At 69.1% G+C, this 26,672-nt stretch carries 26 protein-coding genes and 1 riboswitch; of the genes, 12 read left to right on the top strand and 14 right to left on the bottom strand.

What is annotated here, in order from left to right; translation table 11 throughout:
* Positions 1-98: 98 nt before the first annotated feature.
* The gene (locus V7053_RS06890; RefSeq protein ID WP_334171530.1) at positions 99-608 is read right to left on the bottom strand and encodes a MarR family winged helix-turn-helix transcriptional regulator; all 510 of its coding nucleotides are present in this window, start codon (positions 606-608) and stop codon (positions 99-101) included.
* 2 nt (positions 609-610) lie between these two features.
* Positions 611-2,377, bottom strand: a complete 1,767-nt coding sequence (locus V7053_RS06885) for an AMP-binding protein (RefSeq protein ID WP_334171529.1) — start codon at positions 2,375-2,377, stop codon at positions 611-613.
* A gap of 146 nt (positions 2,378-2,523) precedes the next feature.
* On the opposite strand from V7053_RS06885, the gene V7053_RS06880 reads away from it, so the two are divergent.
* The 4 genes from V7053_RS06880 (at position 2,524) to V7053_RS06865 (ending at position 6,472) form a co-directional block, all read left to right on the top strand.
* Positions 2,524-3,729 (top strand): acyl-CoA dehydrogenase family protein, encoded by a 1,206-nt coding sequence (locus V7053_RS06880; protein WP_334171528.1) that lies wholly within the window; start codon positions 2,524-2,526, stop codon positions 3,727-3,729.
* Between the two features lie 80 nt (positions 3,730-3,809).
* Positions 3,810-4,127: a hypothetical protein gene (locus tag V7053_RS06875; protein ID WP_334171527.1), complete on the top strand. Its 318-nt coding sequence runs from the start codon at positions 3,810-3,812 to the stop codon at positions 4,125-4,127.
* A gap of 123 nt (positions 4,128-4,250) precedes the next feature.
* Entirely contained in the window at positions 4,251-5,462 is a 1,212-nt protein-coding gene (locus V7053_RS06870; RefSeq protein ID WP_334171526.1) for a cobalamin-independent methionine synthase II family protein, read from the top strand.
* Positions 5,463-5,479: 17 nt separating this feature from the next.
* Entirely contained in the window at positions 5,480-6,472 is a 993-nt protein-coding gene (locus V7053_RS06865) for an acyl-CoA thioesterase (protein ID WP_334171525.1), read from the top strand.
* A gap of 3 nt (positions 6,473-6,475) precedes the next feature.
* On the opposite strand, the gene V7053_RS06860 is transcribed toward V7053_RS06865, so the two are convergent.
* From V7053_RS06860 to V7053_RS06840, 5 genes are all read right to left on the bottom strand, one after another.
* Positions 6,476-7,288, bottom strand: coding sequence for a DeoR/GlpR family DNA-binding transcription regulator (locus tag V7053_RS06860; protein ID WP_334171524.1), 813 nt, complete (start codon positions 7,286-7,288; stop codon positions 6,476-6,478).
* Between the two features lie 98 nt (positions 7,289-7,386).
* On the bottom strand, positions 7,387-8,067 hold the full coding sequence (locus tag V7053_RS06855) for an SDR family NAD(P)-dependent oxidoreductase (RefSeq protein ID WP_334171523.1): 681 nt from the start codon (positions 8,065-8,067) through the stop codon (positions 7,387-7,389).
* Positions 8,060-9,340 carry a sialidase family protein gene (locus V7053_RS06850; protein ID WP_334171522.1) on the bottom strand — a complete coding sequence of 427 codons (1,281 nt, stop codon included), beginning with the start codon at positions 9,338-9,340 and terminating at the stop codon, positions 8,060-8,062. The genes V7053_RS06855 and V7053_RS06850 overlap by 8 nt, the downstream gene beginning before the upstream one ends.
* Positions 9,341-9,348: 8 nt before the next feature.
* Complete coding sequence (locus V7053_RS06845) at positions 9,349-10,140, bottom strand: HpcH/HpaI aldolase family protein (RefSeq protein ID WP_334171521.1); 792 nt, start codon at positions 10,138-10,140, stop codon at positions 9,349-9,351.
* A gap of 44 nt (positions 10,141-10,184) precedes the next feature.
* The gene (locus V7053_RS06840) at positions 10,185-11,168 is read right to left on the bottom strand and encodes an aldo/keto reductase (RefSeq protein WP_334171520.1); all 984 of its coding nucleotides are present in this window, start codon (positions 11,166-11,168) and stop codon (positions 10,185-10,187) included.
* A 261-nt stretch (positions 11,169-11,429) separates the two neighbouring features.
* On the opposite strand from V7053_RS06840, the gene V7053_RS06835 reads away from it, so the two are divergent.
* From V7053_RS06835 to V7053_RS06825, 3 genes are read left to right on the top strand one after another with little or no spacing between them, the layout of a single operon-like run.
* Entirely contained in the window at positions 11,430-12,716 is a 1,287-nt protein-coding gene (locus V7053_RS06835) for a four-carbon acid sugar kinase family protein (protein WP_334171519.1), read from the top strand.
* Positions 12,717-12,750: 34 nt separating this feature from the next.
* The gene (gene pdxA, locus V7053_RS06830) at positions 12,751-13,770 is read left to right on the top strand and encodes a 4-hydroxythreonine-4-phosphate dehydrogenase PdxA (RefSeq protein ID WP_334171518.1); all 1,020 of its coding nucleotides are present in this window, start codon (positions 12,751-12,753) and stop codon (positions 13,768-13,770) included.
* 39 nt (positions 13,771-13,809) lie between these two features.
* Positions 13,810-15,156 carry an MFS transporter gene (locus V7053_RS06825; RefSeq protein ID WP_334171517.1) on the top strand — a complete coding sequence of 449 codons (1,347 nt, stop codon included), beginning with the start codon at positions 13,810-13,812 and terminating at the stop codon, positions 15,154-15,156.
* A gap of 103 nt (positions 15,157-15,259) precedes the next feature.
* Here V7053_RS06825 and V7053_RS06820 read toward each other — a convergent pair whose 3' ends face one another.
* Positions 15,260-16,021, bottom strand: a complete 762-nt coding sequence (locus tag V7053_RS06820) for an ABC transporter permease (RefSeq protein WP_334171516.1) — start codon at positions 16,019-16,021, stop codon at positions 15,260-15,262.
* Positions 16,014-16,796, bottom strand: a complete 783-nt coding sequence (locus tag V7053_RS06815; RefSeq protein WP_334171515.1) for an ABC transporter ATP-binding protein — start codon at positions 16,794-16,796, stop codon at positions 16,014-16,016. The genes V7053_RS06820 and V7053_RS06815 overlap by 8 nt, the downstream gene beginning before the upstream one ends.
* Before the next feature lie 214 nt (positions 16,797-17,010).
* Positions 17,011-17,150: riboswitch (SAM riboswitch) on the top strand.
* A gap of 9 nt (positions 17,151-17,159) precedes the next feature.
* Here V7053_RS06815 and V7053_RS06810 point away from each other — a divergent pair.
* The 4 genes from V7053_RS06810 to V7053_RS06795 are packed head-to-tail and all read left to right on the top strand — an operon-like array spanning position 17,160 to position 19,640.
* Positions 17,160-17,498 carry a DUF1737 domain-containing protein gene (locus V7053_RS06810; protein WP_334171514.1) on the top strand — a complete coding sequence of 113 codons (339 nt, stop codon included), beginning with the start codon at positions 17,160-17,162 and terminating at the stop codon, positions 17,496-17,498.
* Positions 17,495-17,911, top strand: a complete 417-nt coding sequence (locus V7053_RS06805) for a rhodanese-like domain-containing protein (RefSeq protein ID WP_334171513.1) — start codon at positions 17,495-17,497, stop codon at positions 17,909-17,911. The genes V7053_RS06810 and V7053_RS06805 overlap by 4 nt, the downstream gene beginning before the upstream one ends.
* 3 nt (positions 17,912-17,914) lie before the next feature.
* On the top strand, positions 17,915-19,117 hold the full coding sequence (locus V7053_RS06800) for an O-succinylhomoserine sulfhydrylase (RefSeq protein ID WP_334171512.1): 1,203 nt from the start codon (positions 17,915-17,917) through the stop codon (positions 19,115-19,117).
* Between the two features lie 4 nt (positions 19,118-19,121).
* On the top strand, positions 19,122-19,640 hold the full coding sequence (locus V7053_RS06795) for a hypothetical protein (RefSeq protein WP_334171511.1): 519 nt from the start codon (positions 19,122-19,124) through the stop codon (positions 19,638-19,640).
* A 14-nt stretch (positions 19,641-19,654) separates the two neighbouring features.
* Here the strand turns inward: V7053_RS06795 and V7053_RS06790 are convergent, their stop codons facing one another.
* The 5 genes from V7053_RS06790 to V7053_RS06770 all read right to left on the bottom strand — a co-directional run bounded on the left by V7053_RS06790 (position 19,655) and on the right by V7053_RS06770 (position 24,977).
* Complete coding sequence (locus V7053_RS06790; RefSeq protein WP_334171510.1) at positions 19,655-20,803, bottom strand: glutamate--cysteine ligase; 1,149 nt, start codon at positions 20,801-20,803, stop codon at positions 19,655-19,657.
* A gap of 60 nt (positions 20,804-20,863) precedes the next feature.
* Positions 20,864-21,862 carry an aldo/keto reductase gene (locus V7053_RS06785; protein ID WP_334171509.1) on the bottom strand — a complete coding sequence of 333 codons (999 nt, stop codon included), beginning with the start codon at positions 21,860-21,862 and terminating at the stop codon, positions 20,864-20,866.
* A gap of 213 nt (positions 21,863-22,075) precedes the next feature.
* Complete coding sequence (locus tag V7053_RS06780) at positions 22,076-23,188, bottom strand: ABC transporter substrate-binding protein (RefSeq protein ID WP_334171508.1); 1,113 nt, start codon at positions 23,186-23,188, stop codon at positions 22,076-22,078.
* Positions 23,189-23,250: 62 nt separating this feature from the next.
* Positions 23,251-24,126, bottom strand: coding sequence for an ABC transporter permease (locus V7053_RS06775; RefSeq protein ID WP_334171507.1), 876 nt, complete (start codon positions 24,124-24,126; stop codon positions 23,251-23,253).
* Positions 24,123-24,977: an ABC transporter ATP-binding protein gene (locus V7053_RS06770; protein WP_334171506.1), complete on the bottom strand. Its 855-nt coding sequence runs from the start codon at positions 24,975-24,977 to the stop codon at positions 24,123-24,125. The genes V7053_RS06775 and V7053_RS06770 overlap by 4 nt, the downstream gene beginning before the upstream one ends.
* A gap of 298 nt (positions 24,978-25,275) precedes the next feature.
* On the opposite strand from V7053_RS06770, the gene V7053_RS06765 reads away from it, so the two are divergent.
* The coding region (locus tag V7053_RS06765) for a sensor histidine kinase (protein ID WP_334171505.1) at positions 25,276-26,672 on the top strand (1,397 nt) is incomplete at its 3' end.

Below are 26,672 nucleotides of genomic sequence, written 5' to 3'. Positions count from 1 at the left end.
GTCGAGTCTGAGCGTGAGTATCTGCACCCGAGACGGTAATGAGCGTGAGTATCTGTACCCGAGACGAATCGGGAGGGGAATAGCCGTACCCGAGACGATCAGGGGTCGGTGAAGTCTCCGGCCCGCCTCCGGAAGCCGTGGAGGACCCGGATGAGCTGCTCGACGTCGTCGTCCGTGAAACCCGAGCGGGCGAAGACCTCGGAGTTGAGCTCCGCCGTCGCCCGCTGGACGAGGGTGCGGCCCTCGGCGGTGAGCCGAACGAGCGTCGTGCGGCCGTCGGTAGGGTGCGGGGAACGCTCGACCAGCCCGGCGTCCTGGAGGCGGTCGACGGCGTTGGTCACCGACGTGGGGTGAACCTGCAGGAGGGCGCTGGCCCGGCTCATCGGGAGCTCGCCCCCACGTGCGAAGCTCAGGAGCGCCAGCAGCTCATAACGCGCGAACGTGAGGCCGAACGGCCTCAGCACCTCCTCGATCCGCCCGAGGAGGATCTGCTGGGTCCGCATGATCGCCGTGATCGCCGCCATCGGCGCGGCGACCTCGCTCCACCCGCGGCGCTCCCAGTTGCGCTGGGCCTCGGCGATGGGGTCGCGCGGGAGGGGGGCACCCACCGTCACTCCTTCAGGCTCGGGAAGTCGGCCTCGGAATACTCGACGCCGCCCGGCGCGCCGGAGCCGTCGGACCGCCGGGCCTCCTCGCCATGGCGAAGTTCGACGCGGCGGATCTTCCCCGAGATCGTCTTCGGCAGCTCCCTGAACTCGAGCCGGCGGATCCGCTTGAACGGCGCAAGATGCTCGCGGCAGTACCGCAGGATCTCCTCCGCGAGCTCACGCCCCGGCTCATACCCCGGAGCGAGCACCACGAACGCCTTCGGCACGGAGAGCCGCACGGGATCCGGCGAGGGCACGACGGCGGCCTCCGCCACGGCCGGGTGCTCGATGAGCACGCTCTCGAGCTCGAACGGCGAGAGTCGGTAGTCCGAGGACTTGAAGACGTCGTCGCCCCGGCCCACATAGGTGATGACGCCGTCGGCGTCCCGTCGCGCCATGTCACCCGTGTGGTAGTAGCCGCCCCGGAACGCCTCGGCGGTCCGTTCGGGGTCGCCGTGGTACCCCGCCATGAGCCCCACGGGGCGAGGGTCGAGGCGGAGGCAGATCTCGCCGTCGTCGCCCTCCTCGCCGGTCGCGGGATCGACGAGCACGACGTCGTAGCCCGGCAGCGGGCGCCCCATCGCGCCGGCGGTGACGGGCTGGCCCGGCGTGTTGGCGACTTGGACCGTGGTCTCGGTCTGCCCGAAACCGTCGCGGATGGTGAGGCCCCAGGCCCTCTCGACCTGCCCGATGACCTCGGCATTGAGCGGCTCCCCCGCGGAGACAGCCTTGCGCGGCGGCGTGGCGAGGCGGGTGAGGTCCGACTGGATGAGCATCCGCCACACGGTCGGCGGCGCGCAGAAGCTCGTGACGCCCTCGCGGTCCATGTTCTCAAGAAGGCGCGCGGCGTCGAAGCGCTCGTAGTTGTAGATGAAGACGGTCGCCTCGGCGATCCACGGCGCGAACACGTTCGACCACGCGTGCTTAGCCCACCCCGGCGAGGCGACGTTGAGGTGCACGTCGCCCGGTTCGAGCCCGATCCAGTACATCGTCGAGAGATGGCCCACCGGGTACGACGTGTGCGTGTGCTCCACGAGTTTCGGCTTCGACGTCGTGCCGGACGTGAAGTAGAGCAGGAGCGTCTCGTCCCCGCGGGTCGGGGCGTCCGGAACGAAGTCCGGGCTCGCGTGGGCCGCGTCGCCGTAGTTGAGCGCCCGCCGTCCTGGGACAGAGCCGACGACGGCGCCCTGCCCCGCGCCGTCGCCCTCTGCGCCTGCCGCCGTGCCTCCCACGCGAATGAGCGTGTAGTCGCCTTCGACGTCGTCGAACTTGCCGACGTGGGCCACGCCGACGGCGGCCCACCGCGCTTCGCCGCGCTCGATCCGGTCCTGCAGGTCCCGGGGACCCATGAGGGTCGTGGTCGGGATCATGACGGCGCCGAGCCGGATGCACGCGAGGATGAGCTCCCAGAGCTCGACCTGGTTGCCGAGCATGATGATCAGGTGGTCGCCGCGCCTCACGCCCTGCTCGTGGAGCCACGAGGCGACCCGGCGTGAGCTCTCGGCGAGCTCGGCGAAGGTGCGCCGGACGGAGGCGCCGTCCTGCTCTACGATCACGAGGGCCGGCTGGGCTCGGCGCTCAGGGTCGGCAGCGAGGTGGTCGAACCAGTCGGTCGCGAAGTTGAATTCCGCGAGCCGGGGCCACTCGAACTCCGCGTGAGCCTGCGCGTAGTCGTCGCGCAGTGCCAGAAGCCGGTCTCGGGCCGCCCGGAAGTCGTCGGTGACTGTCATGCTGAGCCTCTCGCCCCGCCCGGACTCCCCCTTGGGCCCAGACTAGTGATCCACGTCACCATGAAATATACTAGGACGTCCAACGGTTCGGAAGACTGCTTTCCGCCTCACGAGGGCCGGGAAGCCCACCACGGAGAGTGCCACCCATGCTCGAGGCCCCATCGCTGCACACGTCTCACCGCGGCCCCTCCTCGCCGCCGTTCCCCGACGCCGACCTGCTCCACGTCGTGGACCTCCTCTCGGCGGAGGAGCGGCTCCGCTACCACGCGACGCGCGATTACCTCCAGGGCGTGATCCGGCCCGCAAGCATCGAGTTCTGGAACAACGAGGAGTTCCCGCACGGGCTGCTCCCCGGCCTCGCGGAAGCGGGACTCGCCCGGCTCCAGACCGACGGCACGTCCTCGCTCTTCAAGGGCCTCATGTACACCGAGGTGGCCCGCGCGGACGTCTCCCTCTCTGCGGTCGTCGGCATCCACAACGAGCTCATCCTCGGCATGATCGCCTCCCTCGGCTCAGCCGGACAGAAGCGGCGGTGGATCGGCCCCCTCGAGAGCTTCAGGGCGCTCGGCGCGTTCGCGCTCACCGAACCCGAGCACGGCTCGGACATCGCGGGCGGTCTCGCGACGACGGCGCGGCGGGACGGCGGGGACTGGATCCTCAACGGCGCGAAGCGGTGGATCGGTGCGGGAACGATCGCGGATTTCGCGCTCGTGTGGGCCCGCGACGAGGAGGACCACGAGATCAAGGGGTTCATCGTCGAGACCGACCGGGTGGGGTTCAGCGCCCGGAAGATCCCGCACAAGATCGGCCTGCGGATCATGCAGAACGCGGACATCACACTCGACGAGGTGCGAGTGCCCGAGGAGAACCGCCTTCCGGGGGCCACCCGTTTCGCCCGGACGAACGAGCTCCTCCGCGACTCCCGGGCCTGGGTGGGCTGGCAGGCGGCGGGGATCCAGCTCGCGGCGTTCGACGTCGCCCGCGCGTACGCACTGAGCCGCCGGCAGTTCGGGCGCGAGCTTGCTTCGTTCCAGCTCGTGCAGCAGCAGCTCGCCGAGATTCTCGGCAACGCCCAGGCCTCGCTTTCGCTCATGCTCGAGATCGCGCGGCTCCAGCAGGAGGGGCGCCTCGAGATGGCCCAGGCCGCGATGGCGAAGGCGACGACGACGCGCCTCGCCCGCGCCTCGGTGGCCCTCGGCCGGTCGCTCCTCGGCGGCAACGGGATCTCGAGCGACTTCGAGATGGCGAAGCTGTTCGGGGACGCCGAAGTCCTCTACACGTACGAGGGCAGCTACGAGATCAACTCGCTCATCGTGGGACGAGCAGTGACGGGGAAGTCGGCGTTCGTCTGAGGACGCGCCCGGGTGTGCCCTTCTCAGCCGAGGGCGGACGCATCTGGCGCCCTCCGCTGTCGTATGCCTACGGTTCCCGTATGGACCCGAGCGAAGCGACCGAGACTCATCCCACCCAGCCCTCCCCGTCGAGCCAGCCCGCGGACATGGACACCCCGGTCTACGGCGACGACCCGGGTCTGGGCGAGGGCTACAACCAGGACGAGGGCTACGGCCACAACCAGGAGTCCATGCTCCTGCACAACCCGCACCCGGACGCTGAGGCGAAGGAGCCGCCGCACCGTGAGCGACGGCGGCGGGGCAGCGGGATCGGGCTCGGAACGGCGGGCGCCGGCGGCATCCCCTCGGACAAAGGGGGCCACACCCAGACGGGCTTCGGGGACGAGGACCGCGACTAGAACCCGCCCGGCGTCGGCGGAAATGCTGGGTTTCTGCGGAACTGCCCGGTTTCAGCGGGAGCGGCACGGCTTAACCCTCCGTAACCCGGGCATTCTGTCGGCGGGATGGGCCAGACTGGCCCCATGCACAACACGGACTTCATCCAGACGACGCACGCCGGTTCCCTGCCCCGCTCCCCCGAGCTCCTCGCCGCGAACGCCGCGATGGCGGAGAACCCTGCGGATCCGGCTGCGTACGAGGAGCTGCTCGCAGGCTCGGTGAAGGACGTCGTGGCACGCCAGCGGGAGGCGGGCATCACGTTCCCGAACGACGGCGAGTACGGCCATACGATGTCGAACGCCGTGGACTACGGCGCGTGGTGGAACTACTCGTTCTCGCGGCTCGGAGGCCTCACCCAGGGCGGCGTCGACCGCTGGCAGAGCACGGAGAAGGTCCGCTCCGAGCCGGGCAGGATCCGCCTGACGAGCATGCGGGACCGCCGCGACCGCGTGCGCTTCGACGACGCGTACAACGACCCGAACTCGTTCATCCTCACGGGCCGCAAGGCCGTCCCCCAGCCCACGGTGACCGGTCCGATCACCTATACCGGGCAGGAGGCCGTCCAGCGCGACATCGCGCACCTCAAGCAGGCCCTTGCGGCGAACGGCTACGAGACGGGCTTCCTCCCGGCGCTCTCACCCGGCTCGGCCTCGCGCATCGCGAACGAGTACTACTCGAGCGATGAGGAACTCGTGTACGCGTGCGCGGCCGCGATGCGCGAGGAGTACAAGGCCATCGTCGACGCCGGGCTCACCGTGCAGATCGATGATCCCTCGATCGCCGAGAACTGGGACATGATCAACCCGGAGCCCACCGTCGAGGACTACCTCGCGTTCACCCAGCTCCGCGTCGAAGCCCTCAACTACGCGATCCGCGACCTGCCCCAGGAGCAGATCCGCTTCCACCTGTGCTGGGGCTCGTGGCACGGGCCGCACACCACGGACCTCCCGTTCGCGGACCTCGCCCAGACGATGCTCTCGATCAACGCCGGCTCCTACTCCTTCGAGGCCGCGAACGTGCGCCATGAGCACGAATGGAAGGTGTGGCGCGACCTCACGCTCCCCGAGGAGAAGTCCGTGGTGCCGGGCGTCGTCTCGCACGCGACGAACGTCGTCGAGCACCCCGAGCTGGTCGCCGACCGCATCGAGCGCTTCGCCCAGATCCTCGGGCGGGAACGGGTCATCGCCTCGACGGACTGCGGCCTCGGAGGCCGCGTCCACCCGCAGATCGCGTGGGCCAAGCTCGAGGCGCTGTCCGAGGGCGCACGGCTCGCCACCGAGCGGCTCTGGGGCTGAGCGAGGACGACGGCGCCATGGCACCTTCCGCTCCCGAGGGCACCGCGAGCCTCAGCAACTCCGTGACCCTCCGCTTCCTGGCCGCGCCGACCGACGTCGGGCACTCGGGCTCGGTCGACGCCGGCACCGTCCTCGAGTGGGTCGACAAGGCCGCCTACGCGGCCGCGGTCGGCTGGTCGAAGACGTACGCCGTGACCGCCTACGTCGGGAACATCCACTTCGCCGACCCTGTGAACGTGGGCGACATGGTCGAGGTCACGGCCACGATCGTGTACACGGGCCGCACGTCCATGCACATCAGCACGGTCGTCTCGTCGGGCGACCCGAGGGGCGGCAGGCCCACCATGCGCAGCCAGTGCCTCGTGATCTTCGTGGCGGTCGGGGCCGACGGGAAGCCGGTCGAGGTGCCGAAGTTCGTGCCGAGCACCGACGAGGAGCGCGAGGCCGAGGCGCATGCGATCGCCCGGATCGAGGTCCGCAACGAGATCGCGGAGTCGATGGGCCGCCAGGCGTACACGGACGAGGGAACGGCCGAGCGCGTCGTCCTGCGCTTCCTCGCGGCTCCGAGCGACGTCAACTGGGGCGGGAAAGTCCACGGCGGCACCGTCATGAAGTGGATCGACGAGGCCGCGTATGTGTGCTCGGCGCGGTATTCGGGCCAGGACACCGTAGCCGTCTTCTCCGGCGGTGTCCGGTTCTACCGCCCGCTGCTCATCGGCGATGTCGTCGAGGTGGAGGCGCGGCTCGTGTACACGGGCAACAAGGGGATGCACATCGCCGTCCACGTGCGCTCGGGAAGCCCGAAGGGCGGCGAGCTGCACCTCACGACGTACTGCCTCACGGTTATGGTGGCGCGCGATGAGAAGGGCGCCGCGCGTCCCGTGAAGCCGTGGGTGCCCGTCTCGGACGAAGACCGGCGGCTGTGGGCGCACGCCCGGGAACTCCTCGAGATCCGCGGCCGCGCGCCCGGGAACCGCCTCCCGAACCACCTGCTGGAGGCTCGGACGTAGGCCTCAGCTCGCGTCTTCGACGGCGGCTTCGTCCACCGTGCTGGAGTGGGCGAGCGGGACGCTCTGGACCCGGGTCCCGGCCCGGCGGAAGAGCTCGATCTGTTGCGGGTCCGCGGCGGCGTCGGTGACCAGGGTCCATGGCAACGGCAAGCGCACCCACGCGTGGAAGGGACGCCTGCCGAGCTTGCTCGAATCGGCGAGGACGTAGACGTGTGCGCCTCGGCGGGCCATGAGCTCCTTGAGGCGCGTCTGGGCCTGGTCGGCCTCGCAGATGCCGTCGTCGGCAGTCACGGCGTCGGCCCCCAGGAAGACCCGGTCGAACGTCATGCGCTCGAGCGCCGCTTCGGCCAGGGGCCCGAGGAAGGTCTGGCTGACACTGCGGAGCCGCCCCCCGAGGCAGTCGACCTGGATGCCCGGGGAGTCCCCGAGCTCCTGGACGGTGTTCAGGGCGGGCGTGGTGACGCTGAGGTTTGCGTGGCTGCGGAGGGCGTGGGCGAGTGCCCCGACGGTGGATCCGCCGTCGAGGAGGAGTGACTCGCCCGGCTGGACTTGGGCCGCTGCCCAGCGGGCGATGGCCTGCTTCTGTTCGAAGGCCTCGCCGATCCGCTGCCGCAGGGACGCCTCGGGGTGTGCGCCGATGGCCAGCGCGCCGCCGTAGGTCCGGGCCAGCTTGCCCTGTTCGTTCAGGAGGGCGAGGTCCCTGCGGATGGTCGAGGCTGTGACCCGGAAGCGCTGGGAGAGCTCCTCGACCGAGGTCAGCCCTGCGGTGGTGGCGAGCCGGTAGATCTCTTCTCGTCTGGCCTGCGCGGTCGTCATCCGGGCCCCCTTCAGGTTGAATTCGCCCACCGGCTCGGCAGTGAGCCGGGACCTCCGCCCATCGTAGCGATTCCTCCTCCGGGGGCGTGGGGCGCGTGCTATAGCGACGCTCCTGCGCAGATGACGTAGTCCTGGCCGGTGACCGAACTCCCGTGGGGGCCCACGAGGAAGCCGACCAGGGCGGCGACGTCGTCCGGGTCCACGAGGTGCCCGAGCGGTGTCGCGACCGGGGGCACATCGGCCCGCCCGGGATCCGCGAGCATGGGGGTGTCGGTCGGACCGGGTGAGACGACGTTGACCGTGATGCCGCGCGGCGCGAGCTCCTTCGCCCATGATCTGCCGAGCCCGCGCAGGGCCGCCTTCGTCGCGGCGTAGTGGCTCTTGCCGGCGGCTCCGGCCGCCGTCCTGCTGCCGATGAGCACGATCCGCCCGCCGTCGGGCATCACTGGCACGAAGGCATTGGCGAGGATGCTCGCAGAGGCAACATGCACCGCGAACATCTCCTGCAGTGCTGCGGGATCCAGCGTGCCGAGCCAGCCGGTGCGCTGCAACCCTGCGGCATGGACGACGGCGTTGGCGGGCGCCAGGTCCGAGACCGCCTCAGCGACGGATCCAGGGGAGGCCAGGTCCGCCTGCCGCCAGCTGAACCGTTGCCCGAACTCGGTCTCCCGCCGGCTCAGCCCGGTCACGCGCCACCCGTCCGAGAGAAGGCGCCGTGCGATGGCCCGCCCGATGCCCGAGCTGGACCCGGTGACGACGGCGTGGCCGGCCTCAGGCATCGGCGTCGCCGCCGGGGGTGGTCACTCCGGCGTAGGCCCACTCCGGGCTGACCTTGACGTACTTGATGGCCTGCCGGAAGTAGGTGTACGCGATGTTCAGCCCGCCGTCCGGTCCCTGGTGGATCGAGGGGTAGGAGAACTCGCGGTTGAGGCCGTCGCGGGAGTTGTTCGACAGGCAGTACCCGTCCCCGACCTCGAGGTTGCGGCGGATGGGCCACGTGCGGCCGGCATCCTCGGAGATCGCGAGCGTCATGGGCGCACGGGGCGTCCCCCAGAACGCGCTACGGCCGGTCCCCCGGGGTGCGGGCCCGACGGGGGGCTCGAGTGCGGGCTCGACGGGGGCGCCCCCGACGGAGGGTGCCGCGCCGTCCTCGACGAGTCCATCGTCGTCGATCTCGTCGTAGAGCGAGAGCCGCCGCTCGGTCGCCTCCTCGGCCCGCCGGTGGTTGTAGACGAGGGCGAGCCGGCCATCGGCAAGCGCCGTGAACTGGATGGACGAGTTGTTGTTGGGCAGCTCAGTGGGCGTGGGCTCGGTCCAGGTTGCGCCGTCGTCCGTGGAGCGCGATTGGTAGATGGAGTCGGCCCAGCGGCTGCGGTAGAGGGCCAGGAGCGAGCCGTCGGCGAGGGGCTGGATGTCCATGTGGACGCAGCCGGTGCTGCCGGGCACGAGCTGCTCGCGCCAGGTCCGGCCGCCGTCGTCGGAGACCATCACGGCGCTGTCGTCATGGTTCCCGACCCACTTCTCGCCCGGGGTGGTGAGGCAGCGGAAGATCGGGATGAGCCACCGGCCCGACGGCAGGATCACCGGCTGCTGGCGGACAAAGACCCCGCCGGCCTCGTTCGCGGGGAACAGGGTCTCGACCGGGCCCCACGTGCGGCCGCTGTCCTCGGAGATCCGGCGCCGCACCTCGGCCGTGTCCTGGTTCCCGGCCTTCTGCGCCGTGTAGAGCAGCCACGCGGTCTCGCCGCCCGGCGCGAAGAGGATGGGATTCTGCTCGGAGCGGGCAGTGTCGTGCGAGAGCTGCTCGGGCTCGGACCACCGGCCGCTGCCGGGCGCCAGCGCGGAGAACCACACGGAGATGTCGCTGACGCCCTCCTGCGTGCCGCCGAACCACACGCAGCCCAGACGGCCGTCGGGGAGGGTCGTCAGGTTCGCCGCGTGCGACTGCACTGTCGCGGCGGGGAGATAGGCGTACTCCGCTCCGTCGGCATGGCGGAGGACGCCGTCGCGGGCGACGGTGCTGTACGCGGCGTCGAGGGTGTTGTTGGCCATGGTGTCCTTCAGTCCTGTGGGGTTGCTTCTGATGTTGCTTCGTCGAGGTGCGCCTTGGCGGCGAGTTCGAGGTGGGTCAGGTCCGAGGCGATGGTGGCGAACGTGTAGCCCTGCCGGAACCTCTGGGCTGCGATCGAGCCCGCCGCGGTGTGGATGCCCGCCGCGATGCCCGCCGCGGCCGCGGCGTCGGCAATCACGGTGAGGGCCTCGTCGAACTCGGCCGCGATGGCCGGATCGCCCGGGTAGGCGCCCCCGACTGCGAGGGAGAGGTCGGACGGCCCGACGTAGATGCCGTCCAGGCCCGGGGTCGAGCAGATCTCCTTGACGTTGGCCAGCCCCTGCGGCGTCTCGATCATCGCGAAGACGAGCGTCGACGCGTCGGCCTCGGCCGGCACGGGGCCCACGCGCAGGGCGGAGCGCATCGGCCCGTAGGAGCGGCGCCCGGAAGGAGGGTACTTCGCTGCCGCGACGGCGGCGGTCGCGTCCTCGGCGGTGTCGATGAGGGGCACGACGACGCCGGCAGCCCCGGCGTCGAGGGCCCGGCCGATGGAGGTCGGGTTGTTGCCGTCGACCCGGACCATGCCCACGGCGCGCTGGGAGGCGTCGATGGCCATGAGCCCGCTGAGCACGCCCGAGTAGCCGAGCAGCCCGTGCTGGGCGTCGAGGGCGACGTAGTCGTAGCCGAGCCGCGCGATGCGCTCCGTGGCCACGGGAGCGTCGAGCACGCACCAGTAGCCCACCATACGTTCGCGTGCGCGGATCTTCCGGGCGAACTCGAGGATCTGAGGGGAGGTTGTCATTTCTGTTCCACTCTTCGTTAGTTGACGGCGCGCGGGGCCGGGGATCAGCGGTTGTAGGCGGGCATCGGGCCGCGCAGCATGGCGCCGACCCTATCGCAGGCCTCGACGACGTCGGCAGGGAGCGGACCGTTGCCGACAGCGGCGATGTTGGCTCGGAGCTGCTCGGCCTTCGAACCGCCCAGGAGGACCGATCCGACCCCCTCCCGGTGGGCCAGCCAACGCAGCGAGAGCTCCACGAGCGAGATCCCTGCGCCGTCCGCGACGGCCGAGAGCGACTCGATGGCCTCGAACATCCGCGGGTCCCAGTAGCGGTCGGTGTACATGGCGGCCAGCCGGGAATCCCCAAAGCGCCCCTCGGAAGGCTTCGCCTCGAAGCGGTGCCTGCCGGTGAGGAGCCCGCCCCCGAGCGGGTTGTACACCATCGTGTGCAGGCCGTGCACCGAGGCGAACTCGAGATACTCCTCCTCGACGCGACGGGCGAGCAGGTTGTACAGCTGCTGTGCCACGACGGGGCGCGGCGCGCCGGCCTTCTCGGCCGTGTGGATGAGGTCGGCGATCTGCCAGGCGGCGAAGTTTGAAACGCCCCACGCCCTGATCTTTCCCTCCGAGACCAGTTCGGCGACGGCACCGAGCGTCTCCTCGAGAGGGGTGGACCGGTCGGGCTGGTGCAGGTAGAAGAGGTCCACACCCTCGACGTCGAGGCGCTTGAGGCTGCCCTCGATCGAGAGGCGCAGGCCGACGGAGGAGAGCGGCGCATGGCCGCCGTGGTCCGGATGCGGCATGCCCGCCTTCGTGGCGAGCACAACCTCCTCGCGGCGTCCCTTGAGCAGGCGCGAGAGGATCTCCTCCGTTGCACCGCCCGCGTACCCGTTGGCCGTATCGACCGTCGTCAGGCCGGCTTCAAGCGCTTCGTCGACGATGCGCCGGGCAGTGGCCTCGTCAGCCGTGTCGCCGAACGTCATGGTTCCGAGGACGAGCCTTGAGATGGGGAGTTCCGCTGCGGCGACGGCGGCCGGATGCTTGCTCATAGATCTTCCTGTCGGTGGAGGGCGGGATCCAGAATCCGAAAACTGCTCGTTCTGCGCAAAGCGCGCAGCGGGTTGGCTCGGTTTCACGGACAGATTCCCCTTCGATGGCTCCAACTATCCCACTTCTGCGTACATCGAGCAATGGGGGTAGCGTGTTTCGCGCAGGTGTGCCATCCTTGCTGGTGACACAGCTCTCACCGCCTCGTGGCACAGGGCTTGTCCCAAAGAAACCCCACATTCGCAGAAAGGAGGGTTGGAGGCATGACCACAGCCATCGTCCAAGCGGACGACTTCTCAGGTGCCGCCGAAGTGGCCCATCAGTTCTCGGACTGCGGGCTCGCCACGCGCATCCTGCTGACGACGACGCGCCCTTCCGCCAGCACGCCTGTCGCCGGGGACTGCGACGTCATCGTCTTCGACACCCATTCGCGGGGGATGTCGCCCGAAGCTGCCGCGGCGACCGTGCGGGACGCAGTCTCACACGCTGCCACTGACAATCCATCGCTGGTCTTCAAGAAGACCGACTCCCTGTGGCGGGGAAACATCGCAGCCGAGCTCTCGGCCCTGGCCGGACTCGGCTACCACGTGGTCCTGGCCGGGGCATTCCCCGCCATGGAGCGGACCGTCGTCGACGGGAATCCCCTCGCCTCCGGCCTCGCCCTGCGCGCAAGCGGGCTCTGGCACGCCGAACCGACCGCACCGCCCGAGGACCTCGCCGAGCTCTTCCCTGTGGACGGCGGCGTCCGCTTCGTAGCGCTCGACGACGTGCGCTCGGCCGACCTCAAGGTGCGCCTCGCCAGCGCATTGAGTGGAGGCGTTCCGACGATCGTGGTCGTCGACGGCGAGACGGACAGCGACCTCGCCGCCGTCGTCGACGCAGTAGCAGCGCTGGGCTTCGCCGCCGCGGGGCGCCCAGTGGCCCTCGCGGGGACTGGGCAGCTCGCAGGGATCTTTGCACGCCGCCTCGCGGGAGGATCTGCGCACAAGACGCAGTCTCTCGGACGGGCGGCGGAACCGTCGGCAGTCCGCCACGGCGGCAGGGGGGTGCTCGCCGTCGTCGGATCGGCATCCCCAGCAGCCCGGCGGCAGGTGGAGGGTCTGGCTGCGGTCGGCTTCGACGTCGTTTGCGTCGGCCCGGGCTCGGAGGGGCCGCACGCGGAAGGACCCCGCGCAGCGGACCTGCGCGCCGCCCTCGGACAGGGCCGGCCGGTGGCCCTGGCCGTCGCGGAAACCCCGGTGGACCCCTCGCGATCGGCGGCCATCATCGCCCGGCTCGCACTCCTCGCGCAGGAGATCGAGCAGGGGCTGCGGCCTGACCTCATCCTCACGGGGGGCGAGACCGCGCGCGAGGTCCTCGATGTCCTCGGTGTCACCTCGCTCGTCCCCCGGATCGCCGTCCAGCACGGCGCCGTCGTGAGCGCGGCCGACGACGGGCGCCTCGTCGCCACCAAGCCCGGCAGTTTCGGTGACGAGCACGTGCTGGCCCAGCTGTACCAGGCGATCCGATCGCACACTTCCACTCCTCGTGCCGGCCTGCCCGCACGCTGACCACCCCGAAGAAACCAAAGACACGGAGATCCGCATGACCACCGAATACGACGACAGGCCGTTCATCGCCGTCACCATGGGCGACGCCGCGGGGATCGGGCCCGAAGTCACCGTCGGCGCGCTCGTCCACCCCGGCGCCTACGCCGACAGCCGCCCCGTCGTGATCGGCGACGCGCACCGTCTCCGCCTCGCCGCCGGGGCGCTCAACGTGCCCGCCGACGTCGTGACGGTCCACACTGTCGCCGAGGCGGTCTTCACCCCGGGCCGGGTGAACGTGATCGATCCCGAACTCGTACCGCACGACCTCCCCTGGGGCGAAGAATCCGCCACCGCCGGCAACGCCGCCTACCACTACGTCCGCATCGCCTGTGAACTCGCCAAGGCTGGCCAGGTCCAGGGGATCTGCACGGCTCCCCTGAACAAGGCCGCCCTGCACAGGGCAGGGCATATCTACCCCGGGCACACCGAGCTCCTCGCCCACTTCATGGGCGTCGAGGAGGTCTCGATGATGCTCTCGACCCCCAAGGTCAAGGTCATCCACGTCACCACGCACATCGGACTCATCGACGCGATCCGCAAGATCGAGCCCGGGCTCGTCGAGCGCACGGTACGCCGCGGGGACGAGGCCATGAAGCGGGCCGGCGTGGCCCACCCCAAGATCGGCGTCTGCGCCATCAACCCGCACGCAGGGGAGAACGGCCTCTTCGGCTACGGCGAGGAGGAAGAGAAGATCGTCCCGGCCATCGAGAAGCTCCAGGCCGACGGCATCGACGCCCGAGGACCGCTTCCCGCCGATACCGCCTTCTTCCTCGCCGGACGCGGGGACTACGACCTCATCGTCGCCATGTACCACGACCAGGGCCACGGCCCGGTGAAGGTCCTCGGCATCGAGGCGGGCGTCAACATCACCGTCGGGCTCCCGGTCATCCGCACCTCGGTTGACCACGGAACCGCGTTCGACATCGCAGGCAAGGGCATCGCCGACGTCCGCAGCATGATCGAAGCCCTCCGCCAGGCCGCCGAGATGTCCCCTCGCCTGGCTCCCCAGCAATAGCCCATCCACCATCCCTACAACGGAGTAGAAGGAACCGACATGTCCAACGTGATAACCCCCACCCCCGCGCAGCGGGCCCAGTGGGTCCGGCGCGCCATCCTCGCGGGCGTCATCGGGACCACCATCGAGTGGTACGACTTCGTCCTGTTCGGCACCGCCTCAGCCCTGGTGTTCAACACGCTCTTCTTCCCCAAGTTCGACCCGCTGATGGGCACGGCCGCGGCCCTGACCACGACAGCCATCGGCTACTTCTTCCGCCCGCTCGGCGGGTTCGTCTTCGGGGCCCTCGGCGACCGGATCGGACGCAAGAACGTCCTGGCAGCCACCCTCGTCCTCATGGGCCTCTCGACCGCCCTGATCGGCGCGCTTCCCACGTACGCCCAGGCCGGGATCTGGGCCCCCATCCTGATGCTCGTCCTGCGCATCGCCCAAGGCATCGGCGCCGGGGCGGAGTTCGGCGGCGCCCAGGTCATGGTCTCCGAGCACGCCAGCAAGAAGCGCCAGGGCCTGCTCACGAGCCTTCCCGGCGCGGGCCTGGCCCTGGGCATCATGCTCGGCACCTCCTTCTACTCGGTGCTGGCCTTCATGCCCAAGAGCGCCTTCATGTCCTACGGCTGGCGCCTGCCCTTCCTCGCCAGCGTGATCGGCATCGGGATCGGACTCTTCATCCGGATGCGCGTCATGGAGTCCCCGGAGTACCTCGCCGTCACCCGCGCCAAGGAAAAGCCCAAGAGCCCCATCAGAGAAGTCTTCGCCTCCCACACCCGCAACTGGTTCGTGGCCATGTTCGCCTGCTTCGCCGAGAACGCCACGACCAACCTCGTCAAGACCTTCGTCCTGGCCTACGCGGCCACGTTCCTCCACCTCAACTCGAGCGTCGGCCTCAACGGGCTCTTCCTCGCCTCGCTGATCAGCCTCTTCACCTACCCCCTCTTCGGCTGGCTGGGCGACCGCCTCGGCATGTCGCGGGTCTACATCGGCTCCGCCATCGGCGTCGCGCTCTTCATCTTCCCGATGTTCTGGATGATCAACACCAAGTCGGTCCCCCTCGTCATCACCGCGATCGTCCTCGTCTACGCATTCGTCGTCCGCGGCATGTCCGCCACCCAGGGCGCGTACCTCGCCAACCTCTTCCCCACCCACATCCGCTTCACCGGACTCGCATCCTCCCGCGAAGTCGGCAGCGCGATCTCCGGAGGCATCGGGCCGGTCCTCGCCACGCTCCTGCTCGCCACGACCCACTCCTACATCCCGGTCGCCCTCTACATGATCAGCCAGGCCGTCATCACGATCGTCGCAGTATGGATCGGGCCACGCAGGCGCCAGAGCCTGGACCACGCCGAAGAATCCGCCGAACAGGGGCCGCGCGCCGTCAACGCCCAGTAGTCGTTTCCTTCAGCCGCCTATCCCGCGGGCAGTCCGACGAGCTGTCTGCGGGATAGGCGCGCGGTACTGCGACGCCGGTCTGCGGACCCTCAGCGAACGAGTGTTACTGCGGCTCCCACCGGAACCAGCGGATCCCGATCCCGGCGAAGACCACGATGTAACCGATCGACGCAATGATTGCCTCCGTCTCGGTCGAGCCCCACGGGCTGATGTTGAGGGCCGCGTTGAAGAGGTTGATGAGGGCGCCGACCGGCGTCCAGGACGCGAAGTTCTTGAAGTCGTCGCCGAGGAGGCCGGTCGAGCCGAGGATGCCGGTGAGGATCAGCAGGATGAACAGGACTCTCCCGACAGCGTTGACCGCCGTCGCGTTCTTGACGAGCCCCACGAGCGCCTGCCCGATGCTGAGGAAGACGACGGCGCCCAGCAGCGAGATGGCGAACATGAGGAGGTACACGCCGAACGAGAACGCCGTGTCGTGCATGATGCTGCCGACGAACATGACGATCACGGAGACGACCAGATTTGCCGCGAGCTGCACCGCGAGCCGGCTTGCCATGATGGCCCACGTGGGCGTCGGCGTCACGCGAAGCCTCTGGAAGACGCCGGCCTCCCGGTCTCGGGCCATCGTGATCGAGTAGCCGATGAGCGCCGAGGACAGCAGTCCGTAGGTGAGCGCCATGCCGATGAGGAAGCCCGGGTTTCCGAGCTTCCCGCCGCGGTTGGTCACGATGAGGATCAGGATGGGCACGGCGAGGTTGAGGATGAAGGCCTGCCTGCTGCGCATCAGGACGGTGGCGTCTGCGCGGAGCAGGGATCTCAGCGTCAGCCCGAGAGGTGGCGCGGTGGGGGCAACGGTCTCAGTCACGGATGGCACTCCCTGTCAGCCCGATGAAGACATCTTCGAGGGTCACGTCCCCGCGGGCGACGGCGCGCACGCGCGGATCGTCGCGGTGCATGGCGACGAGATCCTTGGGGGCGCCCAAAGCCTGGAGCCGGCCGTGGTCGATGATCGCAACCCGGTCGCAGACCGACTGGGCCTCCTCCATCGAATGGGTCGTGAGCAGGATGCTGCCGCCCGCCTGCCGGGACCGTTCGATGCGATCCCACAGCTGACGGCGCGACTGCGGATCCAGTCCTGCCGTCGGCTCGTCGAGGAGCAGGATCGGAGGGTTGTGGATCGAGGCGACCATGAGCGAGAAGCGCTGCTGCTGGCCGCCCGAAAGCTTCTTGAACGGCTTCGCCAACTCCTGCTCGAGACCCACGTCCGCGAGCCGTTCCCGGAGCTGTCTCCGCGGAAGATCGAGCCCGTAGAGGCCCGCGTAGAGGCGCGCGATCTGCTCGATCGTGAGCTCGGACTGGAAGCTCGAGGCCTGGAGCTGGACGCCGAGCTTCGCCTTCACGGCCAGGGGAGCGTGGACTGTCTCGACGCCGTCGACCGCCGCGTGCCCGGCGTCGGGCTTGCGGAGGCCCTCGATGACACTCAGCGTCGTCGTCTTGCCCGCGCCGTTCGGGCCGAGGAGCCCGAAGATCTCACCTCGCAGGATGGAGAAGCTGAGCCCGTCCACAGCGGTCTGGGAACCGTAGCGGACCACGAGATCCTGCACCTCGAGAATGGTGGGCCGCTGCTCTGCCTCGCTCACCCGGGCTACCTCCGCACCGTATTCGGGTCTGCCTCCTCCCTGAGCATAGGCTCCCTCGGTGCGGGCGCGAGGCTTTCTCCACGAGCAGTCGCCCAACTCACAGCAGGAAGCCAGCCCGGTCACAGCGACTCGCCACATGCGTGTTGCACGGTGTTGCCAATCGTTACTGACTCCCCGTGGCTGGCCCCGCCGTCGCGTGCTACGTTCAACGCAGAGTAACGAGCGCCAGCGCGCGACGGCGGGCCCCACCCGCGCGGTCGCACTGCCCTGACTTGCTGGCCGGCAACCCTCCATCCGGCGGGGTGCCTCAGGTGAAGACTCGGCAATTCGACCCTCGATACGCAAGCCAGAAGGAGCCCGCCCATGTCCGACACCGCGACCGAGACGGGAGAGGCGGCCACCACACCGCTCAACGATCCCGCCGCTCCGGCGAACGCCTCTGAAGAGCGCCTCGCCTACCGTCTTCTCACAGGGCCGGACACTCGCGAGTTCTGCGCCCGCATCTCCCAAGCGCTCGCCGAAGGCTACGTGCTCCATGGGAGCCCCACGGCCACCTTCAACGGCACCGACGTGATCGTCGCCCAGGCCGTCATCCTGCCCCACGCGGTCGCCCGCGCGGACGCCGCCGTCGCCTCGGCCGTCGACGAGCTGGCCGAGGGCGTCGACAGCCAGGGCGAGTACGACGGGGAGGGCCACGCATGAGCCTCTATGCGGGCGACCTCACGCCGGAGCAGGCCTGGGACAAGCTGAAGTCGGGCGCCGCCGTCCTCGTCGACGTGCGCACCGAAGAAGAATGGGCGCACATCGGGATCCCGGACACGCGCCAGACCGACAACGATCCGCTCTTCATTCCGTGGGTGTTCTCTGGCGGGATTCCGAACCCGGACTTCGTCATGGAACTCGAGCTCCAGGGCCCCGAGGACCGCGACACGGAACTGCTGTTCCTGTGCCGCTCGGGGCAGCGCTCGGCCGCCGCCGCGGCCGCCGCAACGAACCTCGGCTTCAGGGCTTACAACGTCATCGAGGGGTTCGAGGGCGTGCCAGGGCCCGACGGCCAGCGAAACGTGAACGGCTGGAAGAACCGGGGCCTCCCCACGAACGTAGGACAAGAGTAGTCAGTGACCTTCAACATCGACGCCGCCAGCTGGAGCGAAGACACCCAGGCAGTGCGCGGCGGGCTTGACCGCAGCAATTTTCAGGAGACGTCGGAGGCGCTGTTCCTCAACTCCGGCTTCGTGTACGAGTCGGCGGAGGCGGCCGAGCGCGCGTTCACGGGCGAGGATGAGCGCTTCGTCTACTCGCGCTACGGCAACCCGACGGTGGCCACGTTCCAGGAGCGGCTGCGCCTGCTCGAGGGCACCGAGGCCTGCTTCGCGACGGCATCCGGCATGTCCGCCGTGTTCACAGCACTGGGCGCGCTGCTGGGAGCCGGCGACCGGGTCGTCGCGGCGCGCAGTCTCTTCGGCTCGTGCTTCGTGATCCTCAACGAGATCCTCCCCCGCTGGGGCGTCGAGACCGTCTTCGTCGACGGCCCCGACATCGAGCAGTGGCGCGAGGCGCTCTCGGTGCCCACGACGGCGGTGTTCTTCGAGTCGCCGTCGAACCCCATGCAGGAGCTCGTGGACATCCAGACGGTCGCCGAGCTTGCCCACGCAGCCGGGGCGACCGTCGTCGTCGACAACGTCTTCGCGACGCCGCTCCTTCAGCGGAGCCTCGACTTCGGCGCCGACGTGGTGGTGTACTCCGGGACGAAGCACATCGACGGCCAGGGCCGGGTGCTCGGGGGCGCGATCCTCGGTCCGAAGGACTACATCGACGGTCCCGTCAAGCAGCTCATGCGTCATACCGGGCCCGCGCTCAGCCCCTTCAACGCGTGGGTGCTCACGAAGGGCCTCGAGACGATGGGGCTGCGGGTGCGGTATTCGTCCGCGAACGCGCTGGCGATCGCGGAATGGCTCGAGGCACAGCCCGAGGTGAGCTGGGTCAAGTACCCGCACCTCAAGTCACACCCGCAGTACGAACTCGCGCGCAAGCAGATGAGTGCGGGGGGCACCGTCCTCACCTTCGAGCTCAACGCGCCCGACGGCGGGGGCAAGGACGCCGCGTTCCGGTTCCTCAACGGGCTGCGGATCATCGACATCTCGAACAATCTGGGCGACTCGAAGTCGCTCATCACCCATCCGGCAACGACGACCCACCGGGCCATGGGCCCCGAGGGGCGCGCGGCGATCGGCCTGGGCGACGGCGTCCTCCGGCTCAGCGTGGGTCTCGAGGACGTCGGCGACCTCATCGGCGATCTCGAGCGGGCGCTGCGCGGCTGACAGCGTGGAGGCGCGGCTGAGGCGGTTCGAGCTGGTGCTCTGGTCGCCGCTGCCCACCGGCGAGGCGTGGTCCCGCGTCCTCGACCTCCGCGCCCATGATCGGCTCGTGCCCTTCACGCGCATCACGCGCGGCATGGTCGCGGCGTCCGAGCTGCGGCCCGGGCACGAGTTCGTCGCGTGCACGATGCTCGGACGGCTCGGCTTTCGCGGGCGGCGGCTGGGGTTCGACGACGTCATGACCGTCGAGGACATCGAGCCGCCCGATGGCGGCCGGGCCGGGCGGGCGCGGATCGTGAAGTCCGGGAAACTCGTGCGCGGATCGATCGACGTCACGGTGAGTCCGGGGCGCGCATCCGGCGGGAGGGGCGTGTCGCGCCTCGGGAAGCGCACGACGACGGGCTCGACGATCCGCTGGAGGCAGGACTTCGGTCTGGCCCGCTTCCCGGCCGTTGTGGGCCTTGCGGCCTTCGCCGTCGCCCGGCTCGGCTATCCCGCGACGATCAGGCGCCTCCTGCGGGGCTAGCTGTACCCGGGCAGCTACGCGCTCAAGGCCCCCGGCGGCCGCCGGACGACCCGCAGAGTGGCCCGACCGCCGTCGTCCCATGTGCCGTCCCGGGACACGCTGCGCTCGATCGCCATCCGGACGGCGGCGCCGAGTCCCCCTCCCTCCGCTGCCTCGCGTTGGGCTCGGGCTCCCGAGCCCCGGGCGAGCAACTCGGCGACGGCCCGTTCCGTGCGGCGAAGCTCGTCGGCCTCTTTGAGCGCCGCGGACACATGCCCGACGAGGGCGTCGACCGCGTCGGCAGCCGGAACGGGGAGGCTCGTGACCGGGTGGACCAGGTCGCCGTCGAGGCCCGACCGGCTCGCGCGCCATGCCGCGAGCCGCAGGAGGGCAACCGGCGTGCCCAGTGGGGCAACGCCGTCGGCCGCTTCCCGCGCGGCCGTCTCGACAAGGGCGCGCACGAGGATCGCGACGAGCGCGGAGTCCGAGGCAAGGAGGGGCACGTCGGCGACCCGCACCTCGACGGTCGGGTGGAGGCGCGAGAGCCTGGCGTCGAAGTAGGCCATGGCCTCGTCGAGGATCGCGCCCGTCGCGATCATGGCGTCGACCCGCCGCCGATACGCGCTCGCCTCGCCGTAGAGCTCCTGGGGGCCAGACGAGGGCCAACGGTTCCAGGCCTGGGTCCGGTAGCTCGCGTAGCCGGTGTCCGCGCCGAACCAGTAGGGCGAGTTGCCCGTCAGTGCGATGAAGAGGGGCAGCCAATCGCGGATCCGGTCGAGGACCGCGACGCCCTCGTCCCGCGACTGGACCGCGACATGCACGTGGACTCCGCACGTGAGCTGCTCGCGCGAAATGAGCCCGAATTCGTGGTCCATCCGGGCGAAGCGCTCGTTCGGGGTGAGCGAGCTCTCGACGCGCAGGGGCGACGTCGCGAGGGCCGCGATCCGGCCCCCGCAGGACCGGGCGGCGCGGTCCGCGACCCTTCGCCCGTTGTAGAGCGCGCCGAGGAGCTCGTCGTGCTCCCGGCACGGGGCCGTCTGCACCTCGACCTGCTCGAGTTTGAACTCGTGGGACATGTCCTGTGGGCGGCCGGCGACGGCGAGCATCCGGTCGGCGAGCGCGAGAGCTTCACCCGAGTGGGGGTCCACGACGAGCAGCTCTTCTTCTACCCCAAAGGTGCGCATGACGTCATTGTGTCAGCCGCCGGGGCCCGTCGACGTCGTTTGGCGAGGCGGCGAAGTGCGTCAGCCCTGATCGATGCTGCTCATGTCGCCGTAGCGCGAGCCGACGACGGCGCCGCGCGGCACGGCTTCCTCGAGGGCTCTGAGGTCGTCGTCCGAGAGGCGGATATCGCGGGCCGCAGCGTTCTCCTCGAGGTACTTGACGCGCTTGGTCCCGGGAATCGGCACAACGTCGTCGCCCTGGGCGAGGACCCACGCGAGAGCGATCTGGCCCGGAGTGACGCCCTTCCGCTCGGCGATCGCCTTGATCTGATCGACGAGACGGAGGTTCGCCTCGAGGGCATCGCCTTGGAACCGCGGAAAGTAGCGGCTGCTGCGTGCATCGCCCTCTTTCGAGAGGGACTCGGCCGTGAGCCGGCCGGCGAGGATGCCACGCCCGAGCGGCGAATAGGGGACGAGTCCGATGCCGAGCTCGCGGACCGTGGGGAGGATCTCGTCCTCGAGGTCTCGCGTGAAGAGCGAATACTCGGTCTGCAGGGCGGTGATCGGGTGCACGGCGTGGGCTCGCCGAATGGTCTGGGGGGACGCCTCGGAGAGGCCGAGGTGCCGCACCTTCCCGGCCTCGACGAGTTCCGCCATGGCACCGACGGTGTCCTCGATCGGCACCTTCGGATCGACGCGGTGCTGGTAGTAGAGGTCGATGTAGTCCACGCCGAGCCGGGCGAGAGACGCGTCGCACGCCGACCGCACATACTCGGGGCTCCCGTTGATGCCGAGGCGTTCCCCGTTCTCGCCGCGCACGTTGCCGAACTTGGTGGCGAGCTGGACCTCGTCGCGCCGGCCGGCGATCGCCCGGCCGACGAGCTTCTCATTGGTGAACGGCCCATACATGTCCGCCGTGTCGATGAACGTGATGCCCAGGTCGAGGGCGCGGTGGATGGTGTCGATCCCCGACGCCTCGTCCGGGGCACCGTAGAACTCGGACATGCCCATGCAGCCAAGGCCCATGGCGGAAACGGTCAGAGGGGAGACGGTACCCAGGGTTCTGCTCTGCTCAGTCATGCCTCCAGCCAACCCCTTGGGGTGCGGCCCCCGTCAAGTCCCTCGGAGAACTCCGAGCGATTTCTCAGCAACGCCAACGTTGGGCGATGAGCCAGCGAAAGGCAACCGACAGACGGACGGACGACGGCGGGCCCGCACCTTTCGCAGGTGCGGGCCCGCCGCTTCCCCGGGGCTCACGGGGGCGCGCCCCGGGGAGTCGACCGAACGGTGGAACTAGCCGTTGTCGCCGGCCGGCGTCGAGGTGGCGGTGTAACCCTCGAGCTTGAGCGCGGCCTCGGCGTACTTGTTCGTGAACGTGTCCGCGTAGGTGATCTTGGAGGTGTCGACGCCGATCGTCTTCTCCTCGTCGAAGATCGTCTTCGGGCCGCCTGCCGGCATGATGCCGTCAGGCAGGAACTGGGCCTTGTCCTGGTTCAGGCCGGAGACGTACTGGTCCTTCGTGATGGTGCTGTTCTGGACGAAGGACTGCGGGAGCTTGTCGGCGATGTCTGCCGCCGAGTGGGTGTTGATCCAGTGCATGGTGTCGACGAGCGCGTCCACGACCTTCTGCGCCGTGTCCTCGTTGTTCTTGACCCAGTCGGCGCGGGCCAGGAGGCCAGCCGAGGGCAGGGTGCCCCCGAGCGCGGCCTGGGCGCCGTCGGCGGTGGCCAGGTCGATGGCGGGCACGGCGAGGTTCTTGCTCTCGAGCGCGCCGACCGTCGGCTGCGTGGTCATGACGCAGTCAGCGGAACCGCGCTGGATCGCCGCGATAGCGGTGGCACCCGCGCCGACCGCGATCGTGTGGTAGTCGTTCTTCGACAGGCCGGCCTTCGCGGCGATGAACTGGGTCAGCTCATCCGTGCCCGAGCCGAGGTCGGTCACGCCGACCGTCTTGCCCTTGAGGTCGGCACCCGAGTGGACGTTGGCCTTGGGGCTGCACATGATCCGCTCGCCGGGGGCGCCGGAGAGCTGCACGAGGTTGATGACGTCCTTGCCCTTGGACTGGAAGTCGATGGTGTGGATGTACCAGGCACCGGCGAGGTCGACCTGGCCGGAAGCCATGGCGTCCTCGGCCCCGACGCCGCCCTGCTGCTCCGTGGAGAGCTGCATGTTCACGCCGTACTTCTTGTAGTAGCCGAGGCTCTCGGCCAGCTGGTACGGGAGGTAGATCTGCTTGTCGATGCCGCCGACCATCATCGTGACGGTGGGCATCGACGAGGAGTTGGCACTGCTGGTGGAGCCTCCGCTGGCCGAGGAGCTGCTGCCCGCGGTGTTGCTGCCGCAGGCTGCGAGCGTCAGAGCGATCGCTCCTGCGGCGGCAACAGAGTAAATGGCGTGCTTCTTCATTGGCGCACTTTTCCTTTTTTCCGGTGATTCGGGTGTTTTTTGGTGGTAAATCGCGAAATTCTTCAGATTGCCTGGGCCTCTGAGCGGTTCGGGGGACGCCACTTCAGCAGCGAGTGCTCCAGCAGGCTAATGAGGTATTCGGCGGCGAGCGTGATCACAGCGATAATGACCATGCAGGCGAAAACCGTATTGGGATCGAACGTTCCCTGCGCCTGGCTGATGATGAGTCCGATTCCCTTCTGGGCGCCGAGCACCTCGGCGACGAGCGCGCCGATGATCGCGAAGCCGAAGGCGGTGTGGAGGCTCGCGATGATCCAGGTCATCGCCGAGGGGATCGTCACGTGGATCGCGACCTGGAGCGGCGACGCACCGAGGACCCGCACGTTCGCGACCAGGTTCGGGTCCACCTCGCGGACGCCCTGGAAGGCGTTGAAGAACACGACGAAGAAGACGAGCACTGCCGCGAGCAGGATCTTCGGGAACACGCCGAGCCCGAACGCGACGATGAAGATCGAGCCGAGCACAATGCGGGGGATCGAGTTCACAATCCGGATGTACGGGCCGATGACCGCGGAGAGGTAGCGGTTCGAGCCGAGGAGGATTCCCAGCACGACGCCGACGAGCGTGCCGAGCAGGAACCCGTAGAACGCCTCCTGGACCGTGACCCAGAGGTTGTCCCAGATGGTGCCGAAGGCCGTTCCCTCTGTGAAGAGTTTGACGAGGCTGTTCCAGATCTCCGACGGCTGCCCGAAGAAGAACTTGTCGACCCAGCCGGCGGAGGTGAACCACTGCCAACCGCCGACGACGGCGACCGCGAGGGCTGCGCGGCCGATCCAGATCCAGGCCGTACGACGCCGGGCCCTGCTGCGGCCCGCAGCCTGTATGTCGGTAGCTCGCTCAGCCACTGGAGTCCCTGCCTGCTTGATTGCCGTTGTCATGCTGCTGCACCTGCCGTTCGCGCATAGGCGCGTGTGACCTCGTCCTTGAGGGATTCCCAGATCCGCTCCTGAAGCTCGAGGAATCGCTCCTCGTGGCGGATCTCCTGGACGTTGCCGCGCGGCCGCGGCAGATCGATGTCGAAGACGTCCTTGACCGACCCCGGGCTGCTCGTCATGATGACGACCCGGTCGGAGAGTGCCACGGCCTCGTCGAGGTCGTGGGTGATGAACAGGACCGAGGGGCGCAGCTCCTCCCAGAGCTTGAGGAGCTCGTTCTGCATGATGGCCTTGGTCTGGACGTCGAGGGCCCCGAACGGCTCGTCCATGAGGAGGATGCGCGGGTTGTTGATGAGCGCCGCAGCCATCGCGACGCGCTTGCGCATGCCGCCGGAGAGCTGATGGGGGTAGCGGTCCTCGAAGCCGGCCAGGCCAACGCGGCGGAGCCAGTCACGGGCGAGCTCGGTGGCCTCGCGCTTCGGCGTGCCGACGAGGACCGGGCCCATCATGACGTTGCCGAGGACGGTCTTCCAGGGGAACAGCGCGTCCGCCTGGAACATGTAGCTGACGCCGCTCGTGATGCCGTCGACGATGTGGCTGCCGACCTTGACGGAGCCGGCACTCGGCCGCTCGAGTCCGGAGACCTGGGCGAGCGTAGTGGACTTGCCGCAGCCCGTGGGCCCGACGATCGAGCAGAACTGGCCTGGCTCGACCGTCACTGTGACGTCGCGGATGGCCGTGAACGTCTCCCCCTTCGGGGTGAGGTAGCGCTTGGTGAGCCCGTTGATCTCGATGCGGGCAGCATCGTCGGCAGCGCCGGTGGCGGGCGGCCGGTGTGGATGGTTTCCACCCATGGTGCAAGACCTCTCTGTCTTTGTCTTTCGCGAAAGACCTCTAGCGTCTTTCAGAGGAGGTGGCTGAGATTATGGGCCGGGCGTTCGGTCGAATCGGCGTCAGCCAGCCCGGCGGCCGGAAAAATTTGCACTGACGTCATTGCCTGAGGGATCCTTTCTTCATACCCGGTGAGCTGAATCACAGCGTCTGCACCAACAGTAGAAAGGACTGCGACGATGCAGCCAGAGTTGCGCGGATTGCGAGGATTATTAGCTTTGATTCAGGTTTTGAGCCTTTTGATCGTCCGGTGAACGTAAAGTGAAAATCGCTAGAAACTGGTGGCGCGCGCGCCCCCTCGCTTCGCAGATCCTCGTGTGGACGCTGTGCATCGTCCTGCTCACGGTCGCGCTCGGGGGCTTCGTCACAAGCCAGATCACCCGGCAGGTCCTCGACGACCAGAGCCAGCTCCGCGCACTCGGGATCGCGACGACCACGGCTCAGATGCCCGAAATCCTGAAGGACCTCCAAGACCACGATCCCGCCCACCAGATCCAGACGATCGCCCAGCGGATCCGCGCCGAATCGGGCGCGGACTACGTCGTCGTCGCGGACATCAACAGCATTCGCTACTCGCACCCGAACCCCGCGCTCATCGGGAAGCCCCTCGAGGAAGGCATCGAGGTGCTCGACGGCAAGACGCGCGTCGGAACGAACCCCGGAAGCCTGGGAGTCTCGGCGAATGCGAAGGCCCCGATCCTCGACGCCTCGGGCCACGTGGCCGGTGAGGTCTCAGTCGGCATCCTCGAGACGGCGGTCAACATCGAGCTCACCCAGCAGGCGGGTCTCATCGCGGGCTACTCGGGTCTCATCCTCCTCATCGGGCTCGGCGGCTCCCTCGTGCTGGCTCGGGCCATCAAGCGGGCCACGTTCGGCCTCGAACCCCGCGAGATCGCTTCCCTCCTCCAGGACCGCGAGGCTCTGCTCCATGGAATCCGGGAGGCGATGATCGGGCTCGACGACGATGATCGCATCACGGTGATCAACAGGGAGGCGAGACGTCTCCTGGGCCTCGAGAGCACCGCGCTCGGGGAGAGGATCGAGGACCTCCTCCCGCCCGGTCGGCTGCGGGACATCCTCACCGGCAAGGCCAGCGGCGCCGACCAGACGGTCCTCACCGACGACGCCCTCCTCGTCGCCAACCGCATGCCCGTGAGCATCGGCGGCAGGAGCGTGGGCGCCGTCGTCACCCTCCGCGACCGCACCGAAGTCGAGGCGCTCGTCCGGGACCTCCGCTCGACCGAGGGCCTCATGGAGGCGCTCCGCGCGCAGGAGCACGAATACGCGAACCGGCTCCACGTGGTGAGCGGGCTGCTCGAGCTCGGCGAGGTCGAGCAAGCCCGCACCTTCATCTCGGGCGTAGCGGACACCTCCCGCTCGCTCGGCGAGGGCCTGCGCGGCCGCATCGAACCGCCCGAGCTCGCGGCCCTCATCCTTGCGAAGATCACGGTCGCGGCCGAGCAGGACGTCAAGCTGACCGTGACCGACGACTCCCGGCTCCGCCAACCGTTCCTCGGAACCGAGGATCTCGTCACCATCGTGGGGAACCTCCTCGACAACGCCGTGGACGCCGTCCTGAGCCAGCCCGCGCCGCGCGAGGTGACGCTCCAGCTCGACGACTCGTCCGGGATCTTCATCTCGGTGACCGACAACGGGCC

Origin of the sequence: Sinomonas sp., from assembly GCF_036848755.1 — a bacterium.
In the GTDB taxonomy this organism is placed as follows: Bacteria; Actinomycetota; Actinomycetes; order Actinomycetales; family Micrococcaceae; genus Sinomonas.
Note: the sequence above shows the minus strand (reverse complement) of the source record. Positions and strands in the feature narration are given on the sequence as shown.

What these genes read in the sequence shown, in the direction of transcription:
- V7053_RS06770 (WP_334171506.1), bottom strand. Translation starts at nt 24,977, where the DNA reads ATGGGTGGAAACCATCCACACCGGCCGCCCGCCACCGGCGCTGCCGAC.
- V7053_RS06810 (WP_334171514.1), top strand. Translation starts at nt 17,160, where the DNA reads ATGTCCGACACCGCGACCGAGACGGGAGAGGCGGCCACCACACCGCTC.
- V7053_RS06840 (WP_334171520.1), bottom strand. Translation starts at nt 11,168, where the DNA reads ATGAGCAAGCATCCGGCCGCCGTCGCCGCAGCGGAACTCCCCATCTCA.
- V7053_RS06865 (WP_334171525.1), top strand. Translation starts at nt 5,480, where the DNA reads ATGGCACCTTCCGCTCCCGAGGGCACCGCGAGCCTCAGCAACTCCGTG.
- V7053_RS06835 (WP_334171519.1), top strand. Translation starts at nt 11,430, where the DNA reads ATGACCACAGCCATCGTCCAAGCGGACGACTTCTCAGGTGCCGCCGAA.
- V7053_RS06775 (WP_334171507.1), bottom strand. Translation starts at nt 24,126, where the DNA reads ATGACAACGGCAATCAAGCAGGCAGGGACTCCAGTGGCTGAGCGAGCT.
- pdxA (WP_334171518.1), top strand. Translation starts at nt 12,751, where the DNA reads ATGACCACCGAATACGACGACAGGCCGTTCATCGCCGTCACCATGGGC.
- V7053_RS06855 (WP_334171523.1), bottom strand. Translation starts at nt 8,067, where the DNA reads ATGCCTGAGGCCGGCCACGCCGTCGTCACCGGGTCCAGCTCGGGCATC.
- V7053_RS06885 (WP_334171529.1), bottom strand. Translation starts at nt 2,377, where the DNA reads ATGACAGTCACCGACGACTTCCGGGCGGCCCGAGACCGGCTTCTGGCA.
- V7053_RS06875 (WP_334171527.1), top strand. Translation starts at nt 3,810, where the DNA reads ATGGACCCGAGCGAAGCGACCGAGACTCATCCCACCCAGCCCTCCCCG.
- V7053_RS06825 (WP_334171517.1), top strand. Translation starts at nt 13,810, where the DNA reads ATGTCCAACGTGATAACCCCCACCCCCGCGCAGCGGGCCCAGTGGGTC.
- V7053_RS06880 (WP_334171528.1), top strand. Translation starts at nt 2,524, where the DNA reads ATGCTCGAGGCCCCATCGCTGCACACGTCTCACCGCGGCCCCTCCTCG.
- V7053_RS06870 (WP_334171526.1), top strand. Translation starts at nt 4,251, where the DNA reads ATGCACAACACGGACTTCATCCAGACGACGCACGCCGGTTCCCTGCCC.
- V7053_RS06845 (WP_334171521.1), bottom strand. Translation starts at nt 10,140, where the DNA reads ATGACAACCTCCCCTCAGATCCTCGAGTTCGCCCGGAAGATCCGCGCA.
- V7053_RS06805 (WP_334171513.1), top strand. Translation starts at nt 17,495, where the DNA reads ATGAGCCTCTATGCGGGCGACCTCACGCCGGAGCAGGCCTGGGACAAG.
- V7053_RS06780 (WP_334171508.1), bottom strand. Translation starts at nt 23,188, where the DNA reads ATGAAGAAGCACGCCATTTACTCTGTTGCCGCCGCAGGAGCGATCGCT.
- V7053_RS06860 (WP_334171524.1), bottom strand. Translation starts at nt 7,288, where the DNA reads ATGACGACCGCGCAGGCCAGACGAGAAGAGATCTACCGGCTCGCCACC.
- V7053_RS06790 (WP_334171510.1), bottom strand. Translation starts at nt 20,803, where the DNA reads ATGCGCACCTTTGGGGTAGAAGAAGAGCTGCTCGTCGTGGACCCCCAC.
- V7053_RS06785 (WP_334171509.1), bottom strand. Translation starts at nt 21,862, where the DNA reads ATGACTGAGCAGAGCAGAACCCTGGGTACCGTCTCCCCTCTGACCGTT.
- V7053_RS06850 (WP_334171522.1), bottom strand. Translation starts at nt 9,340, where the DNA reads ATGGCCAACAACACCCTCGACGCCGCGTACAGCACCGTCGCCCGCGAC.